This window comes from Spirillospora sp. CA-142024 (assembly GCF_050942325.1).
Taxonomy (GTDB): domain Bacteria; phylum Actinomycetota; class Actinomycetes; order Streptosporangiales; family Streptosporangiaceae; genus Spirillospora.
The window spans coordinates 381,191-399,183 of sequence record NZ_CP192077.1 but is presented as its reverse complement, the minus strand read 5'-3'; the positions used below and the strand labels follow the sequence as shown (position 1 = coordinate 399,183).

The following is a 17,993-nucleotide window of genomic DNA, read 5'->3' as shown; positions in this document are numbered from 1 at the left end:
ATGATCCGTTCGAGTTCTGGGCGTCTCATCGGGCCGGAAGGAGAGATTCGCAGTTGGTTACCACTCTGTCGTATCACGCACCCACAACCGGGCGCCGGAAGAAGGGCTCTGGGCATGAGAGCGCGCCCGACTTGCGGGAGGTACGCATCGGTGACCAGAACAGCATGCGTGCTCTCGCATACGTCGAGGCGGACCCCGCGCTCGGAAGCTCCGCCGACGGCGCGAGCAAGCAGCCGAAGAACGCGCGGAGCCTGGCCCTCTGGGAGGATCCGCACCGGTCGCGGCGGCTCGCCGTCGTCACCACGAAGGCGGCCACCAGCCGCCGGTGCACCGAATATGAGGTGTGGGGGCCGTCCGGCGAGGCGCTCGGAACGATACGTCTGGACAAGGCGTCGCTGTTCCCGCCCCGACGTACCCGCTGGAACCTCCGGCCGGCCGTGGGCCCGTCCGTCGAAGGGGCCAAAGGCCGCCTGTTCTGGTGGTGGGTCTGGTGGTCGCTGTCCCCGCTTTGGCTGCTCATCATCCTGGGCAGCTTGATCTCCGCCAGCGGCGACATCGCACGCATGCCCCGCAGCGTCGAATGGCGGTTGAACGGTGAGAAGGTGCTGAGCTTCGACGCTTCGACCGAGGGCTATCGGCTCTTCGTTCCGTGGCTTGACCTGCGCCTCGTGGCGGCGATGATCGCGCTGCACAAAAGCCACCCAGGCATCCTGGCGTAGAGCCGCCGACGACCAGTGGCCCTCGGAGTCTCACCTGGCGTCCTCGAAAACCCGCAGGCCGTGGAAGCCTGTGGAACGCGCTGCGGAAGCCGGATCACGGCCTGTGGGGGTGCGTGAAAGTCGCGGGCGTCGAGGATGACCAGGTCGCGGTAATGGTGGTCACGCTTACTCCTTTGGTTCGCGGCGGGCCGTGATGTCGGCGATGACGGCCGGGGCGAGAGCCTGAACGGCCAACACGAGCTGTCCATGGAGGCGGTGGATGTCGGCCTCCTCCGGCTCCAGTTGCAGCGCGAAGAAGCCCGTCGGAGGCGGCCACCGCGAAACGTGACAACTCGGCTGCGGCCGCGCTCGCGATCTGCGGGTCGTGGTCGAGCGCCAGCAGCCTCTCGACCGCCTCCTGGAAGTAGGTGAAGGCACGGGCCCGGACCGTCCGCACCGCTCGCCCACCTGCGCGTCGCCCCCGTTGTCGAGGGCCCGCAGGTAGAACAGCCGCAGAAAGCCCGGATGACCCGCCACAGCCTGGGCGCCCGCTGTCACCAGTGCCTCGACCCGATCGGCCGGATCGCCTTCCAGGTCCTCCCAGGGCGGCAGGGCGGCGAACCATCTCCGAGCGCCCCGGTCCATGACCGCCGCCAGCAGCCCCTCCTTGCTGTTGAAATGCCAATAGATCTTCAGCGCCGGCGCGCGAAGTGGCCGCCTTAGTCGTGGACGCTGCATTCGAAAGGCATCCTTGAACGCATTTCTGCCGCCATTGATAGCCGTCTGCACCTCGCTACGAACCGACCCCTCGAACACCCGAGATCAGCCGTTGCGTTGACACTCCTGGAGCGAAGGGTTAATAGCTGGTAACGGTGACGTTAACCCTTAATGAAAGGTGGTGCGGCCGTAGTGGAAATGATCGGCCACAGTTTGACGGGCGTCCCATCGTCCGGACTGTAGCGGGTGGCCTTACCAACCGGGTGAGGTCGGCCACGGAATATGGCCGGAACCCAGATCCGAGAGGAGCGGAGATGTGGCGCATCCTGCGGGGCCTCATCTTCTCTAAGAAGTTCTGCCTCAACAGCCCGACGGGCAGGCACGACCTGAGGCGTGCGGCCAAAAATGTCGCTCGGTACGAGTGCCAGTACTGCGACTACTACCAGAAGCGCGACTAATCGCCAGAGTCCCACTCAACGCCATAGTGGGCCTCCGGAATATTCCGGCGCTTCCGGTCGGCTGGTCCGACCGGAAGCGCTGCGAACCAGGTCTGGACGCCTGTGACGGCGCCGTGGGGCAGGCACGCTTGCCCCGCGGCGCGAAGAACGCCATGATCGTGGCGTCATGTCCGATTACGCTCGGGAGCGTTCATGGTGGGGTTCAGGCCCCTTGTTCTCGGTCTGTTGGTAGTGCCCGTGCTCGGCCTGGCGGCCTGCTCGGGCGGGGGTGAGGACGGCACCTCCAGCGGAGGAAAGGGCGAAGGGTCACAGCGTCCGTCGCCCGCGTTGCCCTCCTTCAAAGGAAAGACACTCGACGCCGTCAGCGACGAGCTCGGTGGCTCTTGGCCCGCCTACACCAAGGCGTTCAGGGCGCTGACCGACGGTCATCTGTTCGACGGTGAGTCCTACTCCGGTACCTGGATCGTCTGCACGCAGGTCGAGGACTCTCAGGCGAAGAAGGTGGAACTCGGCTTCCTGCCCCCGCAGGTGCCCTGCCCGCCCGACGGCCGCGTCACCAACTGGCCCGTGGTGCCGAACTTCGTCGGCAAGACCGGCAATGAGGCGAAACAGGCCGCCTTGCAGCTCGGCTTCCCGTACGTGAGCAGTGAGCCCCTCGTGACCGAGGGATACGACGACAACTCGCACCTCGAACGCACCGTCTGCACCCAGGACCCGCCCGCCGGGCAGAGCATGAGCAAGTACTACGGCTCGGCGCTGAACCTGCGAGTCGCCGACAGCAAGGGGTCGTGCAGCCGGTAGTCGCCCTCTTCCGGTCATGTATCAGCGCGAAGCCCCTGGATGGCTACGGAGATCCCTTTCTTGTCGTAGGCGCTGGTGGGCATGGTGGCGCCGTGAGCGTGGCGGATGATGCCCTGGGAATCAATGAGCACGCTGCCTGACTGCTGCAGGGAGCCGAAGACCTTTCTGCTCAGGCCGAGCATTTCGTGCGGGGTGCCTCGGCGGCCCACGAGGACGGGGAACGGGACACGGCGCTTGTTCTTCCACGCGTGCGCTTCCTGACGGTCCGCGGGAACCGCGACAAGCACCTGAACATCGTCCTCTGCGAACTCCTCGCGGCGCCGGACGAGGTCCTGGACGTGCCTGTTGCAGACCGGGCACGACGTCGACCGCATGAAATAGATCAGCACGGCATGGTCGCCCTTGTGGTCGGACAGGCGGACGGCCTGGCCGTCGGTGTCCTCCAGCATTACGTCAGGCGCAGGCGATCCGTTTTCGAGCATGGCTGAACTCCCCTTCGAACTCGGGTGATGGAAATGCGGTCTACACAGGTCGGATGCCGATGGGCCCGGGGTCTTACGGGCTTTCGGCGGGGCCGGTCATGTCGGCGAGGCTGAGCCGGAGCCTGCCGCGGGCCCGGTGCAGCTGGGACTTCATCGCGGCGTTGCTCAAGCCGAGCGCCTCGGCGACTCTCCGCCCCGGGTGCCCCAGTACGTCCCGCATGATCAGTACTCTGCGCTGAACATCCGGCAACTCCTGGATCGCCCGCGCGACGAGCTCGGCTTCCAGGTGCCGGATGGCCTCGTCCTCGGCCGACGTCGCCAGCCGGGTCTCGGCCTCTTCACGAGGCTCCAGCAGCAGTCGGGCGCGGCGCAGGCACTCGTTCCGGACGATCCGGAACATCCACGATGCCAGCGCCCCGGTGGCCCGCAGTGAGCCGATCTTCCGGTAGAGGATGATCAGCGCTTCCTGCGCGGCGTCTTCGGCGTCCTGCGGCGACGCGCAGAGATGCTCCGCGAAGCGCCGTACGTGGGAATGGGCGCCGGAGACCACCGCGGTGATCGACTCGCGGTCACCGGCCTGTGCCGCCTCGATGAGCTGCGCGCTCACCCAGGAGCGGTCAGCCACGCCCGCACCCTTGCCGCCGGAACGAGGTCCCGAAGAGCGCCTGCGGCACCGCCGGCATCACGAAGTCGCCCATCACATCTCCTCCCCAGTGTTCGCCGTCACCCATAAGAGGCCCGCGGACCGCGAAAGGATTCAGCGGTATCAGAGCGTCAGGGCTTCTCCCGGTCAGGGCTTTCTGCCCAGGCCGCAGAACTGGTAGACCGGCGTCGGCGGCCGGTCGACGTCTCTGACGTCCGCACGCCATTGAGAGCACGAGACCACGCCGGGCTCCAGCAGCTCCAGGCCGTCGAAGAAGCGCTCCAGCTCCGCACGGCTGCGCAGGCACATGGGCGCCACGCCGGCGTCGTTGCTCATGTCGACCGCCTGCTGCGCGGCCTCACCGTTGACCTCTCCGGTGGGATGGGCGATCGCCAGATGGCTGCCGGACGGGACGGCTTCGAGAAGCCGGCCGACGACCTGGTGCGCCTGGGTGTCGTCGGTGACGAAGTTCAGGATTCCCAGCATCATGATCGCGACAGGCTCGCCGAGATCCAGCGTCGCCGCGGCCTGCTCCAGGATGAGGCCGGGGTCGCGCACGTCCGCCTCGATGTAGTCGGTGGCGCCTTCGGGCGTGGACGTCAGCAGCGCTTGGGCGTGCCGGAGCACCAGGGGGTCGTTGTCGACATAGACGATGCGGGCGTCCGGCGCGATGGCCTGGGCGACCTCGTGGGTGTTGCCGGCGGTGGGCAGCCCGGTCCCGAGGTCCAGGAACTGCCGGATTCCGGCCTCGCCGGCGAGATGGCGGACCGCACGTCCCAGAAACCCGCGATCGGCACGGGCCGAGGCGACGATGTCGGGGATGACCTCCTGGATCTGGTCGCCCAGTTTCCGGTCGACGATGTAGTTGTCCTTGCCGCCCAGCCAGTAGTTCCATACCCGGGCCGTGTGCGGCACGGAGGAATCCACATGCTGCGGCCGGGTCGGGTCTTGAGGGGTGGAGTCGCCTGTCACGTCGGGCCCTTCCATATGCGCTGTACACGCCAGATACAGGTGCCGAGCGGGTGAAAGCGAGCCTAGCCATTTCCCCAGGCCACCGGCGGCTGGAAACGGTCAAATGTCATTCCATTCCCGCCTCGCCGTACTCTGCGGAGATGTCGATCAACGCTCGGCCGGAGCCGGGCCCCTCCCGAAGAATCCTCCGCCCCTGGCGATGGCGGCGACGATGGCGGTGGCTCGTCTCCTTGATGCTGGCTCCCGTTCTCGCGGCATCGGCGGCGGTCGTGGTCGCCTATGGGATGGGCGGCTGGTACGCGGTCAACGTGATGCTGCGCCGCGGCGCCAACATCTGGGTCGACGTCGACCCGGACGATCGCCGGCTGTCTCCGGGGATCCGGCTGTCGCTGGCCGGGCGGCGCACACCCGACCCGGCGGAACCGGTTCGCTGGCGACAGGTCGCCGCCGGGCTGGACGTCGCCGAGTTGCCCGTCCGGGTCGGCGGGCGGCCGGTGGACGCTCTGCTGCTCAGCCGGACGGACCCGGCCCGCTACCGGTTCCGGGTGCTCAACCGTCCGGCCGGGGACCGGGACGTCGGCGACTGGATGACGGCCACCGGAGCGTCGCTGGTCGTCAACGGCAGCTACTACTCCCGCGACGCCGTCCCGGACACCCCCGTGGTCAGCGACGGCCGCCGGCTCGGTCCCGCCGCGTACCAGGCCACGCACGGGGCGTTCGTGGCCGGCGGGACCGCCGGACCGGACGGTGCGCGGCTGGTGGATCTCGCCGGTCACGACTGGCGGCAGGTCACCGGCGGCGCGCGGCAGGCGATGGTGTCGTATCCGATGCTGCTGGGAGCCGACGGGCACGGCCGCACCCCCGGCGCGGACGAGCGATGGCTGGCCAACCGCAGCTTCCTCGGCCAGGACGGCGCGGGGCGGATCATCGTCGGCACCACCCGCGACGCCTATTTCTCGTTGCCCTCGCTCGCGGCGTTCCTTCCCCGGGCCGGGCTCGACCTGCGACTGGCCCTGAACCTGGACGGCGGGCCGGTCGCCTGCCAGAAGGTGTCGGCGGGCGGATACCGGCGGGACTTCTGCGGACGGTACGAACTCGCCGTGCACGGCGACCGGCTTCAGATGCTGCGGCCGCTGGTGGATTTCCGGCGCTCGTCCCTGCCGATGGCGCTGGTCGCCGTCCCGCGCTGAACGCATGGGCCAGGCAGAACGTCATCCGCTAGGACGCCGGCTCTCGCCGGGAGTGCGGCCTGGCCCGGACGTGCACGCGTTCCCCCTGGCGGCCGAACAGGTTGAGGACCTCCACGGGTGAGTCGCCCGCGGAGCCGAACCAGTGCGGCAGGCGGGTGTCGAACTCGGCGGCCTCGCCCGGTCCCATGATCAGGTCGTGGTCGGCCAGGACCAGCCGCAGGCGCCCGGACAGGACGTACAGCCACTCATAGCCCTCGTGCGTGATCGGCTCGGGCCGGTTCTGTTCGGCCGGGATGATCGATTTCCAAGCCTGCAGGGGTCCCGGGTGGGGTGTCAGGGGGATCACCGTGCGGCCGTTGTGGACGCGGGGTTTGGCGCGAATGCGCGGGTCGCCGACCTCCGGCGCCCCGACCAGCTCGTCCAGCGGCACCTGGTGGGCCTGTGCGATGGGCAGCAGAAGTTCCAGGCTGGGGCGGCGCCGGCCCGTCTCCAGCCTGGAGAGCGTGCTCTTGGAAATGCCGGTCGCCTCGGCCAGCGCCGCCAGGCTCACACCCCGCCGGGTGCGGATGCCCTTGAGGCGGGGACCGACCTGGGCCAGTGCGGCGGCGATCGGGGTTCGCTCGTCCATCCGCTCATCTCACCTCCTGCGTCCCAGAATCGGCAACAGAAGTTGTCGGTTCATCGCCGCGGTCCGCACCATCGGCCGCGGAGGTGATCGCCATGATCAAGGCGACGAACGACCTGGCCGGCGGGCCCGTGTTCAAGGCCCGCCGGATCCTGGTCGCGACCGGGCTGCGGGACGAACTGCCCGACATCCCCGGCCTGCGCGAACGGTGGGGCAAGGACCTGCTGCACTGCCCCTACTGCCATATCTACGAAGTCCGTGACCAGCCACTCGCCGTCCTCCGCACCGGCCCGGGCGCCGTGCACCAGGCCCTGCTCCCGCGCATCGTCGAGGGCCGGATCGGACATGTGGTGACCGAAGGCGACCGGCTACAGGGCGTCGCTCTCACCGACGGCCGGAGCGTCCCCCGCGCCGCCGTCTTCCTCTTCCCCCGCATGGTCCCGCAGGACGATCTGCTGACCCGGTTGGGCTGCGCCAAGGACGGCAGGGTCACCACCGACCGCACAGGCCGCACCAGCGTTGACGGCGTCTGGGCCGCCGGCAACGTCATCGACCCTCGTGCGCAGGTCGTCACCGCCGCAGGCATGGGGTCGGCCGCCGCTTTCGCCATCAACACCGACCTGCTGGAGGAGGACGTCGACCACGCCGTCCAGCGGCGTCGTGCCGAGGCGCGGGGCGACGGCCGATGAGCGTGGAAACCGTACGGCGGCAGGCGCCGGTCTCTCGCGGGAGGCTGCCGCTCGGCGTCTACCTGCTCGCGTTCAGCCTGTTCGCGATGGGCAGCGCGGAGTTCCTGCTGGCCGGAGTGCTGCCGGAGATCGCCGCCGACCTCCGGATCAGCCTGTCCTCCGCGGGCGCGCTGATCTCCGCGTTCGCCGTCGGCGTCGTGATCGGCGGGCCTCCCTTCGCCATCATGACGCTGCGCTGGCCGCGGCGCGCCACACTGGTCGGCGCGCAGGCCGTCTTCGCCGTCTCGGTGGCGGTCGGCCTCCTGACCGGCGACTACACGGTTCTGCTGGCGACCCGCTTCATCTGCGGCCTCGCCTACGCGGGGTACTGGGCGGTCGCGGCGGTCACCGCGATCGGCCTCGTCACCCCCGACCGCACCGCACGCGCCTCCGGCGTCGTCGTCAGCGGGCTCAGCATGGCGATGATCGCCGGGGGTCCGGCAGGCGCGCTGCTCAGCTACTTCACCGGATGGCGGGGCGGATTCTGGGGCGTGGTCGCCCTCACCACCGCCGGCGCGATCCTGTGCATGCTCATGGTGCCGGCGACTCTGGCGGACGCAGAGCCCAGCGTGCGGCGGGAGCTGGTGACGATGCGGCGGCCGCAGCTGTGGGTCGTCTACGCCGCCACCATCCTGAGCACCGCCGCCTACATGATCTCGTTCAACTACCTCGCGGCGCTTCTGACCGACGTCGCCGGCGTCCCCGGCGTGTGGGTCCCCGCGATCCTCGCGCTGTTCGGCGTCGGCGCCTTCATCGGCCTGTCAATCGGTGGCAGGATCGCCGACAGGGAGCCCACCCGGGCACTTCTGACAGGGGCGCTCGGGATAGCGGTCAGCTCCGTCCTGCTAGCGGCCCTCGCCCGTCATGCGTTGGCCGTCGTCCCCCTCGTGCTGCTTCTCGGGGTCGCCGGCTTCGTGCTGAACCCTGCCATCTACGGGCGGGTGTTCACCATCGCCGCACAAGCACCGACGCTCTCCGGCGCCACCACCGTGTCCGCGTTCCAGCTCGGTATCAGCCTCGTCCCGGCCCTCGCCGGGACCGCCCTGAACGCCGGCTTGGGCCTCACGTCCGTCACCTGGATCGGCGCCGGCATGGCCACGGCCACCGCCCCGGCCGTCCTGCTCGACCGGACGCTGTCGCGCCGCCGTCCAAGGTGACCTCGCCGAACCGCCGTCGGGTACGGCGCACGCTGTACCCGACGGGACACCATTTCCTTCAGTTACTGCTTGAGGCGCGGTCGAGGCCGGCCTTCTGGGCCAGCGCGTCGGCCTCCGCAGTGCCCCGCGCGGCCTTGCCCTTCGCCCGGCGCTGCCGGTAGAGCAGCACCGGGAGTCCACCGCCCACCGGGGAGGTGACCCCGCCGAAGCGCCGGTCGCCCGCGAACCACACCAGCTCCGGGTGCGCCCGCCGAGACCGGGCCTTCGGAGAGCGGTTCAGCAGGCCGCCGCCGAACGGGGCCGTGTGCCCCCGCGCGAACTCGATCGTCACTCGCTGCCCGACGCCGCCGGAGATCATGTCGAAGGACGCGGGGAAGGCCTCCCAGCCGTACGTCCGGAGAACCCGCTCGGTGCGACGCAGCGCGACCATCGCCGACGCCTCCAGTGGCAGCGCCAGCAGCACGAGCAGCAGCTCGGCCACGAAGATGAGCGCCGGTACGCCGAGCAGCACACAGATCGGGACGACCGCCACGGCCGCCGCGCCGGTGGCGATGAGCCACAGCCGAAGCCGGCGCGCCCGCCCGCGCACGTTCTCCCTCGTCGGGGCGTGCTCCCAGGCGGGTCCAGGCGGCGGGGGGACCTCGATCATCAAGGCGTGATGCTAGCAGGGCGCCATCGGTCGCCCGTGTGCCCGGCTGCCAGGGCCGGATGCTCCCGGAACCGCTTGCACGACGACCGGGGCGCTGGAAGCTTGATCGTCATGACCGCGCCCCCGCCTTGGGTGGACGACCTGTTCCCGTTCCCCACGCCGCCCGCGCTCTCCAAGCTGATCGACATCGCCTGGGAGCACGCCTTCACCGAGGAGGGCCTGTACGACGACGGCCTCCTGACGACCCACTACGACTTCATGTTCGACTTGGAGGCGGCTCCCGGCGCACCCGACGGCTGGGAACCCGTCCATCCGGAAATGCGACAGAACCACGTGCCGCATGTTCCGTTGTTCGCGATACCCGAGTTGTGGCAGTTCGGCCACCTTGGCACCGGCACCTGCGTCGGATGGGTGGTGCCCGCCCCGGAACTGCACGGAAGCGATCACCCCGTCGCCCTTTTCGGTCAGGAACCCGGCGCGCGCAGCATCGGCGGGGACACCCGGGCCGGTCTGGAATGGATGCTCTCCCTCGGCCTCCGCAAAGGGAACCTCCGGGACGACGACCGCACCCTGATCGCCCGCCTCGCCGCGGAACTCGGCCTCCACCCCGCCCCCGAGCACGGCATCACTCCGGACGGTTTCGACGCGGTGGTTCCCCTTGAGCTGACCGTCCCGGCAGGGTGGAGACACGAGCCCGACGTCAACGGGGCCGGAGTGGGCGTGCTGGCCCCTGCCGACGCGTTCACAGACCGCAGCTACGTGTACGCAGGCGGATGGGTGGATGAGATCCTCGCCCATGCCGATCGGCTGTTGGACGCGGGATTCCCGGCGACCGCCCTGCTGGAGCTCACCGACGCCTTCCACGACGACCACGACCGGTTCGCCCACCTGCACCCTCTATGGGCGCGCGCCTACCACGACCTCGGCCGTCCACAACTCGCGGCCCGACTCGAAACGATGCTCCCGATGTATCAACGCCTCCAACGCTGAGGACCATGACGCCATCCTTCGGGGCACCCCTGCGATGTGTGGCGCAGGGTCATAGGACGGCGGAGCTGCGGCGTTCGAGTAGGACGACGTCGCGCCACTGGCCGTGGAGTCGTCCGAGGCGCCGGCGGGTCCCGACAGTGCGGAATCCGGCTTTGGCGTGCAGGCGGAGGCTGGGGGTGTTCTCGGGGAAGACACCGGTCTGGATGGTCCAGATGCCACCGGCCTCGGTGGCGGCGATGAACGCGGTCAGCAGCGCGGCGCCGATGCCTCGGCCACGGGCGTTGGGGCAGACGTAGATGCTGTGCTCAACTACCCCGGCGTAGCAGCATCGGTCAGAGACGGGGCTGGCAGCGATCCAGCCGAGCACGTTGTGACGCGGGTCTGCGGTGGGGCCGGTCGCGACGTACCGGTACTGGTCGAGTTTGGCGGCGTCGAACGCCTGCCAGGTGGGGGCGGTCGTCTCGAAGCTGGCGTGTCCGGTGTCCAGGCCGTGCTGGTAGATCGTCAGCACCTGGTCGGCGTCCGGGTGCCGCATGGCGCGGATGGTGATGCCGGGGTCCTGGTGCTGGTGAGCCGACATGGTGCCTGGCGGCGAACAGTTCGCGGCGGTACTGGAGTCGGGCATCAGGTGTTTCCCTCGGGCGGACAACTCGGCGTGATGGGGGCCGGGAGTCCCATGACGAGATCGGCGGCGGTGGGGAAGCACCGCACGCACGCCTGGTTGATCCGGTAGTAGCGGGCGGTGCCGTGCTGGTCGACCAGGACGAACCGCACGTCCGAGAGCACTTTGAGGTGCGCTGAGACGGTCGACTGGCCGACATGGACGGCGTCAACGATCTCGCCGACGTTCATCGGCCGTCCCCGGCGGGCGAGGAGGGACACGATCTGGATGCGGGTCGGGTCGGCCAGCGCCTTGAACCAGGACGCGTACTCGGTGGCGGTCGGCCGATCGAGCGGCCCTTTCCCTTCATTCATCGTCCATCGACGTTAGACGATAAAGCTTGCCTATGGAAGGGCGGCGGTAGGTGCCGGGAATCGTCAGGCGTCGGTGGGCAGGAGTTCGGCGAGCAGGGCGCGAACGCGGGCGTCGATCTCGTCGCGGATGGGGCGGATCTGGTCGGCGGGCCGGCCGGCCGGGTCGGGAAGCCGCCAGTCCAGGTACCGCTTGCCAGGGAGGACGGGGCAGGTATCGCCGCAGCCCATGGTGATGACCACGTCGGCGGCCTGGACGGCCTCGCCGGTCAGCGGCTTGGGGAACTCCTTCGACAGGTCAAGCCCCACCTCGGCCATCACCTCGGCTACGGCGGGGTTGATGGAGTCGGCAGGCGCGGATCCGGCCGAACGGACTCGGACGCGCCCGGCGGCATGGTGGTCCAGCAGCGCGGCGGCCATCTGAGAGCGCCCGGCGTTGTGGACGCACACGAACAGCACCTCGGGCACGGCGGATGCAGCGCCGGTCATGACGCCGCGGGAACGGGCACACGCGAACCCAGAATCGCCGACAACCGCTCCAGCACCCCCCGGTCGAGCCAGTAGTAGACCCAGGTTCCGCGCCGTTCGGAGTCGATCAGACCCGCCTGCCTGAGCACCTTGAGATGATGACTGACCGTCGGCGCGGTCAACTCGAACGCGTCGGTCAGGTCGCACACGCACGCCTCGCCGCCCTCGTGGCAGGCGATCAGCGACAGCAGCCGCAGCCGCACCGGATCGGCGAGCGCTTTGAACAGCGGCGCCAGCTCACCTGCCGCGGCTTCGCTCAACGGTTCACTCGCCAGCGGTGTGCAGCATGCCCCCTCGCCGTCAGCGGCGGCCCGGCCAGGATTCAAGATCGGCAGCTGTTTAGACATGCCTCTAATTTGACATCCTTCTATCCATGGATGCAAGCTGAGGTCGATGGCTGATTAGACGTCCATCTAAGCAGCATTCGACAGGTGGAGGCTCCGCATGTCTCGCGTTCAGCTCGCTCTGCGCGTGTCCGATCTGGAGGGCTCGATCGCCTTCTACTCCAAGCTGTTCGGCACCGAGCCGGCCAAGCTCCGGCCCGGCTACGCCAACTTCGCCGTCGCCGAACCGCCCCTCAAGCTCGTCCTGATCGAGGGCGAGGACGGCGAGCCGACCCGCATGGATCACCTTGGCGTCGAGGTGGAGGACTCCGGCCTCGTCCACGACGCGACCAAGCGGCTCGCCGACGCCGGCCTGGCCACACTGGAGGAGAACGACACCTCCTGCTGCTACGCCCTTCAGGACAAGGTCTGGGTCCACGGCCCCGGCGGCGAACCCTGGGAGGTCTACACGGTCAAGGACGACACCGACACCCTCGGCAAGAGCACCGCCGCCACCAGGGAAGGCGACGCCTGCTGCGGTACCTCGGCATGCTGCACACCCGACGAACAAGCCCTCGACCCCGCCCAGACCCCGGCTGAGGCCAAGACCGCAGCCGGATGCGCCTGCACGGCTTGATCATCACCAGCAGCCACCCACGGAGCCGCCTTCCAGGGGCTGGCATCAGCCTCCTGGCACGCTCACGCCCATAATGTTCGCCCTCGACACACGGAGGGTTCTAGCGTTCTGGCAGCGTCGCGTGTGGAGATGTGGGCGCGATGTCGATCATGGTGTTCGTGATCGCCCATCGTTCGTGGTCTCCCCAGGCTCCATCGATGTAGAGCAGTTCGGGCGAGCAGCCCTCATATCGGAAGCCGACTCGTTGGACCAGTCTGAGGGAGGCGTGGTTCTCGGGCTGTATCTGGGCTTCGAGCCTATGAAGCTGCAACTGCTCGAAGGCGTAGCGCACGACCAGCGCGAGTCCTTCTGTCATGTAGCCCTGTCCGGCGGTGGGCGCGAAGGCGGCGTAGGCGATGGACCCGGATTGAAACCGTCCCCGGATGATGCTGTTGACGTTGACCACACCAGCGATGGCTCCACTGTCGCGCGCGCAGATCAGCACCGATTCCTCGTCGGGCTGCTCGTATCGGGTGAGGTAGGCCTGGAACTGCTCTGATGTGGACGGCAGGGTCATCCACGGGCGGTGGAGTTCCGTACTGGCACTCACCAGCTCAAGGAACTCCTTCTCGTCATTCCCGGCGAGGTGGCGCAGGGTCACCCGGCAGGACGCGTCCGCTTGGTTGCCCAGAAAGGCTTCGATCGCCGCATCGTTCACGGACGGACGGTACCCGGCGCTTGGAGAGATAGACGACCATTGCCCCTGCCTCGAACAAACCGAGCAAGCGACACACCGGAGTCGACCTCGGGACCCACACCAGCCGCAAAGAAGCCGGGACGGCGGCCTGCGTGCTGAAAAATGGCATCGACGACCGTCCACAAGACTGACGGCCTAGCGATGAGAACGCCTGCGGCTCGGTACCGGGACCATATCGCCGGCCTGAGGCGTGCAACTGCGGGCCACCACCGGGCGGCGGGCCCCGCGGCGGCGCCCCCGGCCCTGCGGTTGCGGCGGCCACGCGGGCGGCCCTCGTCCACTCCCGTACGGACCCTGCCCAGCGCCCATCCGAGGGTCGCGGTGAGAAGCTGGGCGCGCTCCGATCGTGAGGGAGCGCCGATGGCCCGGATGACCAAGATGGAGTTGTCCGCCGCGATCCGGTGGGACGCGCGGCTCGAAGGCACGGGCGTCCGCGCCCTGGCCCGTAAGTACGGGGTGCACCGGCGAACGGCGCGTGAGGCGCTGACCTCGACATGGCCCCAGCCGCGCAAGCGGAAGCCGCCGCGGTGGTCCCGACTGGACCCGTTCAAACCCGTCATCGATCGGATGCTGCGGGCGGACCTAGACGCACCGCGCAAGCAGCGTCACACGGTCAGAAGAATCGTCGACCGGCTCACCTTCAACGCCACCATCATCGAAACCGGCACCCAGTCCTACCGGCTCAGCCGCATCCAGGCCCGGCAAGCCGCAGCCCAACCCTGATCTCATAGGTCAGGCCGAGTCGAGGAATCGGCTTCACCCTCGCCGCCGGCAGGGAGCCGTTCGCAGACCGGCACATGGCGGTCCACACCGGTCCTGGCCAGCAGTTCGGGCACCTGCCGCCCGGGCCGCAACAGGACCGTCTGCCCGCCGGCGGCATCGACACCCTCGCGTTGCGCCGGAGAGATGGGCGGGGCCCGGCATCGCCGGGCCCCATCTTGGTGAACGGCGAACCGTCAGGTATCCGCGGCTCCGCGGTCGGCGGAGCCGGTGTGGCGCTGCCGGTCATGGCTCACGCCGTGCCGCCGAGCCGGTCGGGCTCGGCGTAGAAGAACGAGATGTTGCCCTTCCGCCAGCGCTTCGAGAGTCGGGTCATCGCCAACTCCAAAAGGTCGTCGCGGCTCGTGTCGGGCGTTGCCCATGCGGTGAACTTGCAGGTCACCACCCGGAAGCCGAACAGCGTTGGACGCTGGAGGGTGAGGATCACCAGGTAGGCAGTCTCCTCCTCCGGGCTGGGCGCGGTGGTGCCGTTCTCGGCGGTCTGGGTTGTCACGGTGTCTCCTTGGCCTTGTTTGACCGCACGTGGTGCGGGCCTTCCTGGGGAGGCTGGCCTCAACAGACGGCATGCCCCGGCGCCCGGTCGGGTGCCATGAAGACCTAGAACTCCTGAGGGCCAGGCGAGGGGCAAGGTTGATGGTCAGTCCTGTTCGGTGACCAATACTCGCGAGTAGGGCCCGGCCTCCTATCTGGCTGCTGGAAACACGTTCGGGGGCGGAGGGCCGGGTCGGCAACGACCGTCACGACCGCGAAGGGAAGATCACAAGCCCAGGGTGGAACCAAAACTCACTCGTGATCAAAGCCACCAAGATCGGTAAGCTGCCAGAACTCGTCCGAAAGCGGGGCCACATTTCGTTCTTGGAATGAAGCTTGTGCGGTCAGCGAGGAAAGCACTTTGCGCACTTACCGCGAGTCCCCGTTAATTCTCCTGGTTCACCGTCGCCACGGGCACGTGCGGGGTTACGACTGGGGCGCGCCAAAGTAGCCGTGAGAAGCCCCGTTTTCCTCTCTCTCACGCAATGCTGCGGTCCTTGACCGCGACGCGACCCGAAGGCCGTGCTCCTGGTGGGGCCAGCAGGAACTGGCGTGGACGATTCGTCGCATCGGTGTCGGCGGGTGGCCGACGGCATGCATGCGTGTTCCTCCCGGCTCGGGACGGTAGAGCCCGAATCGAGTCGCGCGTACTCGCGCGTGCCACAAACCGGGAGTCATCCAATGACGAAGTTCATGTTCATCCGCAGTGCCGCCCTCAACCGCAGTGTTGTCATCGGCGCTGTCCTTGCCATCGCGGGCGCCATCATCGCCGGCGTCTGCGCCGCCATCATGAGCAACGGCGACCCAAAGAGCATCTTCAGCTTCTCGGGCGCCGTCGCCCTTGTCATCTGCGCCGTCGTGGGCGCCGTCATCGTCGTCGTTGTCAGCGGCATCGTCAACGTGGTCGACGGCGTCGGCTTCCTCTGGCCCCGCGCGCTCACCCCCATGGACGTCGCCGTCACAGTGGGCCTCAACCTCGTCGTCGAGATCGTCGTCGGGGGTGTCTGTGGTCTTGCGTTCTTCGACCGCACCCTCCCTGGCGATCTCTTCTTCAACATCTACACCGGCGGTGTGTTCGGCTTCGGTTGTGCCATCACCATGACCATCGGCTGCATCGCGGCCTGGTCCTCGATCGACCGTTAGACCACCCGCAAGGGCCCGGCGGCACGCCGCCGGGCCCTTGCTCCTGTCTTACGCACCCCCGGCGCATGCGTCGTGACGTGTTCCTGCTTGGCGGCCCTTCACGTTGAACAGGACTCGCATGGTCTCGGCTGACGTGACGCAACGAAAGCCGGTGTCGTCGTCGAGCATGTGGCTTGGCCGCCGATGGTTGTGCCCGCTGGCAGGAGGGTTGCTAGGGCCGTCGGCATCAACGGTCTCCGTGGGCGCCTCTGCTCCTGGCGGAGGCTCCTCGTCCACCTGATGGCCGCGCCGCTCTCGCGCGAACGAGTGTCCCGGCCCGAGGCCAGGGCGCGGCCTCAGCCCTGGTTCAACCACGCGCAACCACCCGGGCCCTCATCTGGGACTGAGCATCCCACTTGCCGTTAGCGGCGACACCACGACGGTCTTCTCCGAAGCATGCCTGACGGCATCACCACAAAGGAGAAACCCGAAATGCTATACACCGCGTACCTGGTTGCCCTGTCGGCGTTCTCGGCAGGGTGGCTGACGAAAATCAACAAGGCGGCCTGCGTGATGGCCGTCGCCGCGATCCTGTTCCAGCTGTCACTGGTCGGGAACCCGTGGGGCGTGATCATCGCCACCCCGCTGGCCTTCGTGGCAGGGTGGCTTGCGAAGAAGCACAAGGCGATTTGCATCGCGGTCGTCGTACTGATCCTGGTCGTGCTGCACCTGGCCAGGATCCCCCTGATCCTGCTCATCGTCGCTGCGCTGATGTTCCCGGCAGGGTGGCTGGCGCTGAAGGGCTCAACGCGGCTGGCGCTCAAGTTCCCGAAGAGCCGGCTGGCAAAGAACGACACGGTGGCTTACATCGTGACCGGCCTCTTGGCCGCGGCCGTGCTGCTGCCGCGGCTCTGAGCCATAGCGAAACCCGGGGTGTTCCGGCGGGCTCTCCCGCCGGAACACCCCATTTCGCTGTTTCCGAGGCAAGGCAAGATCACCAGCCCAGAGACGCGAGACGGGGCCGGACGAAACAGGCCGCACGCCCGGCGCTCCGGGGCAGGCGGCCTCCGGCGACCACGAAGCGGGCGCCCTTGATGCGCTGGTCCAGCCCGAGCAGGGCAAGGCCGACGGCGGCGCGGCCCCGGATTGTCAGCCCAGGTCGTGACGTGTGTGACCGTGAACCGTGGCGCCGGAGCCGGTCGGGGTAATGCTTGACCAGGTCAGGAGCTACGCCTACTCCCGGTGCCAGCGACTGTGCGTCGCTTGCCGGGTCTTACTTGTCGGCTGGCACGTACACCAGTTCGAGGACTCCGGACGGGAAGGCCGTGCTCTTCACCAAGCGCAGGTTCACGGCCTGATCCAGCTCGGGGAACAGCGGCGCGCCCTTGCCGGTGACGGCGGGCAGCACCCAGAGCCGGTACTCGTCGACCACGCCGAGCTTGATCAGGGAGTGCATGAACTCGGTGCCGCCGGCGGCGACGAGGTCCTTGCCGGGCTCGGCCTTGAGCTTGGCGATCTCTTCCCTCGTGTCACCGGCGGCGATCCGGGTCTCGGGCCAGTCGTCGGCCGACTTGAGGGTGCGGGAGAAGACGACCTTGGGGATCTCGTTCATGGCCTTTGCGGACGGGTGGTCGGAGTTTGGCCAGTATCCGGCCATGGCCTCGTAGGTGTTGCGGCCCATGAGGAAGGCCCCGGCCTCCCACAGCCGGCTGACAAAGTACTTCTCCTGCTCGGGGTCGTCGATGCTCATCATGACGTCCCGGATTCCGTTGTCCCCGTCAGCGCTCTTACCGTCGAGTGAGACGTAAAAGCCCAGAATCAACTTCCGCATCCGGTGCCTCCATGTGTGTCTTCCCCCGCCGGGACGGTCCCAGCGTCCACCGCTCGATCAACTCGTGCACAGTGGCTGATCACTCGCACAGTCAGACCGCCGGTCCATCCAAAACTCATCGCGCTTCGGGCCATCGACATGATCCGAAGGAGGCAACGCGATGGCCGTGAACACCAGCGTGGACCCTGACGCGACGAGGGCGCGCGTGGATCACCCTGGCGAATGCCCGCCGATTGCCCGCCAGATCTCCGCTGAGCTGGTCCCCTGGCATTCCCGTCACCCGTCCCTTGGCCGCGACGCTTGGCCGGCGGAGTCTTACAGGCATACGTGGTCTGGCACCCGCACCGCGACCGTCCGCCTTTGAAAACTCGACCTCGAACGGGTCGGCGTCGTACTCGATGAGGCGGCTGAGCGCCTTTCAGT

Annotated in this window: 23 protein-coding genes; 10 read left to right on the top strand and 13 right to left on the bottom strand. The window is 68.3% G+C overall.

Translation table 11 applies throughout. The features are described from left to right. Positions 1-131 precede the first annotated feature (131 nt). Complete coding sequence (locus ACQPZP_RS02025) at positions 132-719, top strand: hypothetical protein (protein WP_433475906.1); 588 nt, start codon at positions 132-134, stop codon at positions 717-719. Between the two features lie 165 nt (positions 720-884). Here the strand turns inward: ACQPZP_RS02025 and ACQPZP_RS02020 are convergent, their stop codons facing one another. After that, positions 885-1,487 carry a TetR/AcrR family transcriptional regulator gene (locus ACQPZP_RS02020; protein ID WP_433475905.1) on the bottom strand — a complete coding sequence of 201 codons (603 nt, stop codon included), beginning with the start codon at positions 1,485-1,487 and terminating at the stop codon, positions 885-887. 617 nt (positions 1,488-2,104) lie between these two features. On the opposite strand from ACQPZP_RS02020, the gene ACQPZP_RS02015 reads away from it, so the two are divergent. After that, a complete protein-coding gene (locus tag ACQPZP_RS02015; RefSeq protein WP_433479536.1) occupies positions 2,105-2,674 on the top strand; it encodes a PASTA domain-containing protein in 570 nt (189 codons plus the stop codon). Between the two features lie 14 nt (positions 2,675-2,688). On the opposite strand, the gene ACQPZP_RS02010 is transcribed toward ACQPZP_RS02015, so the two are convergent. From ACQPZP_RS02010 to ACQPZP_RS02000, 3 genes are all read right to left on the bottom strand, one after another. Next, positions 2,689-3,156, bottom strand: a complete 468-nt coding sequence (locus tag ACQPZP_RS02010; protein WP_433475904.1) for a peroxiredoxin family protein — start codon at positions 3,154-3,156, stop codon at positions 2,689-2,691. 73 nt (positions 3,157-3,229) lie between these two features. Next, entirely contained in the window at positions 3,230-3,781 is a 552-nt protein-coding gene (locus tag ACQPZP_RS02005) for an RNA polymerase sigma factor (protein WP_433475903.1), read from the bottom strand. Between the two features lie 165 nt (positions 3,782-3,946). Continuing rightward, positions 3,947-4,786 carry an SAM-dependent methyltransferase gene (locus ACQPZP_RS02000; protein ID WP_433475902.1) on the bottom strand — a complete coding sequence of 280 codons (840 nt, stop codon included), beginning with the start codon at positions 4,784-4,786 and terminating at the stop codon, positions 3,947-3,949. Positions 4,787-5,004: 218 nt separating this feature from the next. Between ACQPZP_RS02000 and ACQPZP_RS01995 the strand changes: the two genes are divergently transcribed. Continuing rightward, positions 5,005-5,961: a phosphodiester glycosidase family protein gene (locus ACQPZP_RS01995; RefSeq protein WP_433475901.1), complete on the top strand. Its 957-nt coding sequence runs from the start codon at positions 5,005-5,007 to the stop codon at positions 5,959-5,961. A 28-nt stretch (positions 5,962-5,989) separates the two neighbouring features. On the opposite strand, the gene ACQPZP_RS01990 is transcribed toward ACQPZP_RS01995, so the two are convergent. Beyond that, positions 5,990-6,589, bottom strand: a complete 600-nt coding sequence (locus ACQPZP_RS01990) for a helix-turn-helix domain-containing protein (protein WP_433475900.1) — start codon at positions 6,587-6,589, stop codon at positions 5,990-5,992. A 92-nt stretch (positions 6,590-6,681) separates the two neighbouring features. Here ACQPZP_RS01990 and ACQPZP_RS01985 point away from each other — a divergent pair, with 92 nt between their 5' ends. Next, positions 6,682-7,275 (top strand): NAD(P)/FAD-dependent oxidoreductase, encoded by a 594-nt coding sequence (locus tag ACQPZP_RS01985; RefSeq protein WP_433475899.1) that lies wholly within the window; start codon positions 6,682-6,684, stop codon positions 7,273-7,275. Further along, on the top strand, positions 7,272-8,471 hold the full coding sequence (locus ACQPZP_RS01980) for a Cmx/CmrA family chloramphenicol efflux MFS transporter (RefSeq protein ID WP_433475898.1): 1,200 nt from the start codon (positions 7,272-7,274) through the stop codon (positions 8,469-8,471). Before ACQPZP_RS01985 ends, ACQPZP_RS01980 begins: the two co-directional genes overlap by 4 nt. Before the next feature lie 58 nt (positions 8,472-8,529). Here ACQPZP_RS01980 and ACQPZP_RS01975 read toward each other — a convergent pair whose 3' ends face one another. Continuing rightward, positions 8,530-9,120 (bottom strand): hypothetical protein, encoded by a 591-nt coding sequence (locus ACQPZP_RS01975; RefSeq protein ID WP_433475897.1) that lies wholly within the window; start codon positions 9,118-9,120, stop codon positions 8,530-8,532. A gap of 111 nt (positions 9,121-9,231) precedes the next feature. Between ACQPZP_RS01975 and ACQPZP_RS01970 the strand changes: the two genes are divergently transcribed. Then, entirely contained in the window at positions 9,232-10,110 is an 879-nt protein-coding gene (locus tag ACQPZP_RS01970; protein ID WP_433475896.1) for a hypothetical protein, read from the top strand. 49 nt (positions 10,111-10,159) lie between these two features. On the opposite strand, the gene ACQPZP_RS01965 is transcribed toward ACQPZP_RS01970, so the two are convergent. From ACQPZP_RS01965 to ACQPZP_RS01950, 4 genes are all read right to left on the bottom strand, one after another. Beyond that, positions 10,160-10,735 (bottom strand): N-acetyltransferase family protein, encoded by a 576-nt coding sequence (locus ACQPZP_RS01965; protein WP_433475895.1) that lies wholly within the window; start codon positions 10,733-10,735, stop codon positions 10,160-10,162. Then, on the bottom strand, positions 10,735-11,085 hold the full coding sequence (locus tag ACQPZP_RS01960) for an ArsR/SmtB family transcription factor (RefSeq protein ID WP_433475894.1): 351 nt from the start codon (positions 11,083-11,085) through the stop codon (positions 10,735-10,737). The genes ACQPZP_RS01965 and ACQPZP_RS01960 overlap by 1 nt, the downstream gene beginning before the upstream one ends. 63 nt (positions 11,086-11,148) lie before the next feature. Continuing rightward, positions 11,149-11,571, bottom strand: a complete 423-nt coding sequence (locus tag ACQPZP_RS01955; RefSeq protein ID WP_433475893.1) for an arsenate reductase ArsC — start codon at positions 11,569-11,571, stop codon at positions 11,149-11,151. Continuing rightward, complete coding sequence (locus ACQPZP_RS01950; protein ID WP_433475892.1) at positions 11,568-11,957, bottom strand: metalloregulator ArsR/SmtB family transcription factor; 390 nt, start codon at positions 11,955-11,957, stop codon at positions 11,568-11,570. Before ACQPZP_RS01950 ends, ACQPZP_RS01955 begins: the two co-directional genes overlap by 4 nt. A 97-nt stretch (positions 11,958-12,054) precedes the next feature. Between ACQPZP_RS01950 and ACQPZP_RS01945 the strand changes: the two genes are divergently transcribed. Then, positions 12,055-12,570, top strand: coding sequence for an ArsI/CadI family heavy metal resistance metalloenzyme (locus ACQPZP_RS01945; RefSeq protein WP_433475891.1), 516 nt, complete (start codon positions 12,055-12,057; stop codon positions 12,568-12,570). Positions 12,571-12,670: 100 nt separating this feature from the next. Here ACQPZP_RS01945 and ACQPZP_RS01940 read toward each other — a convergent pair whose 3' ends face one another. Continuing rightward, complete coding sequence (locus ACQPZP_RS01940) at positions 12,671-13,267, bottom strand: GNAT family N-acetyltransferase (protein WP_433475890.1); 597 nt, start codon at positions 13,265-13,267, stop codon at positions 12,671-12,673. A gap of 399 nt (positions 13,268-13,666) precedes the next feature. On the opposite strand from ACQPZP_RS01940, the gene ACQPZP_RS01935 reads away from it, so the two are divergent. Further along, positions 13,667-14,029: a hypothetical protein gene (locus ACQPZP_RS01935; RefSeq protein WP_433475889.1), complete on the top strand. Its 363-nt coding sequence runs from the start codon at positions 13,667-13,669 to the stop codon at positions 14,027-14,029. Positions 14,030-14,318: 289 nt separating this feature from the next. Here the strand turns inward: ACQPZP_RS01935 and ACQPZP_RS01930 are convergent, their stop codons facing one another. Continuing rightward, a complete protein-coding gene (locus ACQPZP_RS01930; RefSeq protein ID WP_433475888.1) occupies positions 14,319-14,579 on the bottom strand; it encodes a hypothetical protein in 261 nt (86 codons plus the stop codon). Positions 14,580-15,298: 719 nt separating this feature from the next. Here ACQPZP_RS01930 and ACQPZP_RS01925 point away from each other — a divergent pair. Beyond that, positions 15,299-15,760 carry a hypothetical protein gene (locus tag ACQPZP_RS01925; RefSeq protein ID WP_433475887.1) on the top strand — a complete coding sequence of 154 codons (462 nt, stop codon included), beginning with the start codon at positions 15,299-15,301 and terminating at the stop codon, positions 15,758-15,760. A 435-nt stretch (positions 15,761-16,195) separates the two neighbouring features. Continuing rightward, positions 16,196-16,654, top strand: coding sequence for a hypothetical protein (locus ACQPZP_RS01920; protein WP_433475886.1), 459 nt, complete (start codon positions 16,196-16,198; stop codon positions 16,652-16,654). Positions 16,655-17,012: 358 nt separating this feature from the next. Here ACQPZP_RS01920 and ACQPZP_RS01915 read toward each other — a convergent pair whose 3' ends face one another. Beyond that, complete coding sequence (locus tag ACQPZP_RS01915) at positions 17,013-17,570, bottom strand: dihydrofolate reductase family protein (RefSeq protein WP_433475885.1); 558 nt, start codon at positions 17,568-17,570, stop codon at positions 17,013-17,015. Positions 17,571-17,993: the final 423 nt, after the last annotated feature.

Coding starts and splice junctions, on each gene's coding strand:
- ACQPZP_RS02010 (WP_433475904.1), bottom strand. CDS start 3,156: ATGCTCGAAAACGGATCGCCTGCGCCTGACGTAATGCTGGAGGACACC.
- ACQPZP_RS02000 (WP_433475902.1), bottom strand. CDS start 4,786: ATGGAAGGGCCCGACGTGACAGGCGACTCCACCCCTCAAGACCCGACC.
- ACQPZP_RS01995 (WP_433475901.1), top strand. CDS start 5,005: ATGCTGGCTCCCGTTCTCGCGGCATCGGCGGCGGTCGTGGTCGCCTAT.
- ACQPZP_RS01990 (WP_433475900.1), bottom strand. CDS start 6,589: ATGGACGAGCGAACCCCGATCGCCGCCGCACTGGCCCAGGTCGGTCCC.
- ACQPZP_RS01985 (WP_433475899.1), top strand. CDS start 6,682: ATGATCAAGGCGACGAACGACCTGGCCGGCGGGCCCGTGTTCAAGGCC.
- ACQPZP_RS01980 (WP_433475898.1), top strand. CDS start 7,272: ATGAGCGTGGAAACCGTACGGCGGCAGGCGCCGGTCTCTCGCGGGAGG.
- ACQPZP_RS01975 (WP_433475897.1), bottom strand. CDS start 9,120: ATGATCGAGGTCCCCCCGCCGCCTGGACCCGCCTGGGAGCACGCCCCG.
- ACQPZP_RS01970 (WP_433475896.1), top strand. CDS start 9,232: ATGACCGCGCCCCCGCCTTGGGTGGACGACCTGTTCCCGTTCCCCACG.
- ACQPZP_RS01965 (WP_433475895.1), bottom strand. CDS start 10,735: ATGCCCGACTCCAGTACCGCCGCGAACTGTTCGCCGCCAGGCACCATG.
- ACQPZP_RS01960 (WP_433475894.1), bottom strand. CDS start 11,085: ATGAATGAAGGGAAAGGGCCGCTCGATCGGCCGACCGCCACCGAGTAC.
- ACQPZP_RS01955 (WP_433475893.1), bottom strand. CDS start 11,571: ATGACCGGCGCTGCATCCGCCGTGCCCGAGGTGCTGTTCGTGTGCGTC.
- ACQPZP_RS01950 (WP_433475892.1), bottom strand. CDS start 11,957: ATGTCTAAACAGCTGCCGATCTTGAATCCTGGCCGGGCCGCCGCTGAC.
- ACQPZP_RS01945 (WP_433475891.1), top strand. CDS start 12,055: ATGTCTCGCGTTCAGCTCGCTCTGCGCGTGTCCGATCTGGAGGGCTCG.
- ACQPZP_RS01935 (WP_433475889.1), top strand. CDS start 13,667: ATGGCCCGGATGACCAAGATGGAGTTGTCCGCCGCGATCCGGTGGGAC.
- ACQPZP_RS01925 (WP_433475887.1), top strand. CDS start 15,299: ATGACGAAGTTCATGTTCATCCGCAGTGCCGCCCTCAACCGCAGTGTT.
- ACQPZP_RS01920 (WP_433475886.1), top strand. CDS start 16,196: ATGCCTGACGGCATCACCACAAAGGAGAAACCCGAAATGCTATACACC.
- ACQPZP_RS01915 (WP_433475885.1), bottom strand. CDS start 17,570: ATGCGGAAGTTGATTCTGGGCTTTTACGTCTCACTCGACGGTAAGAGC.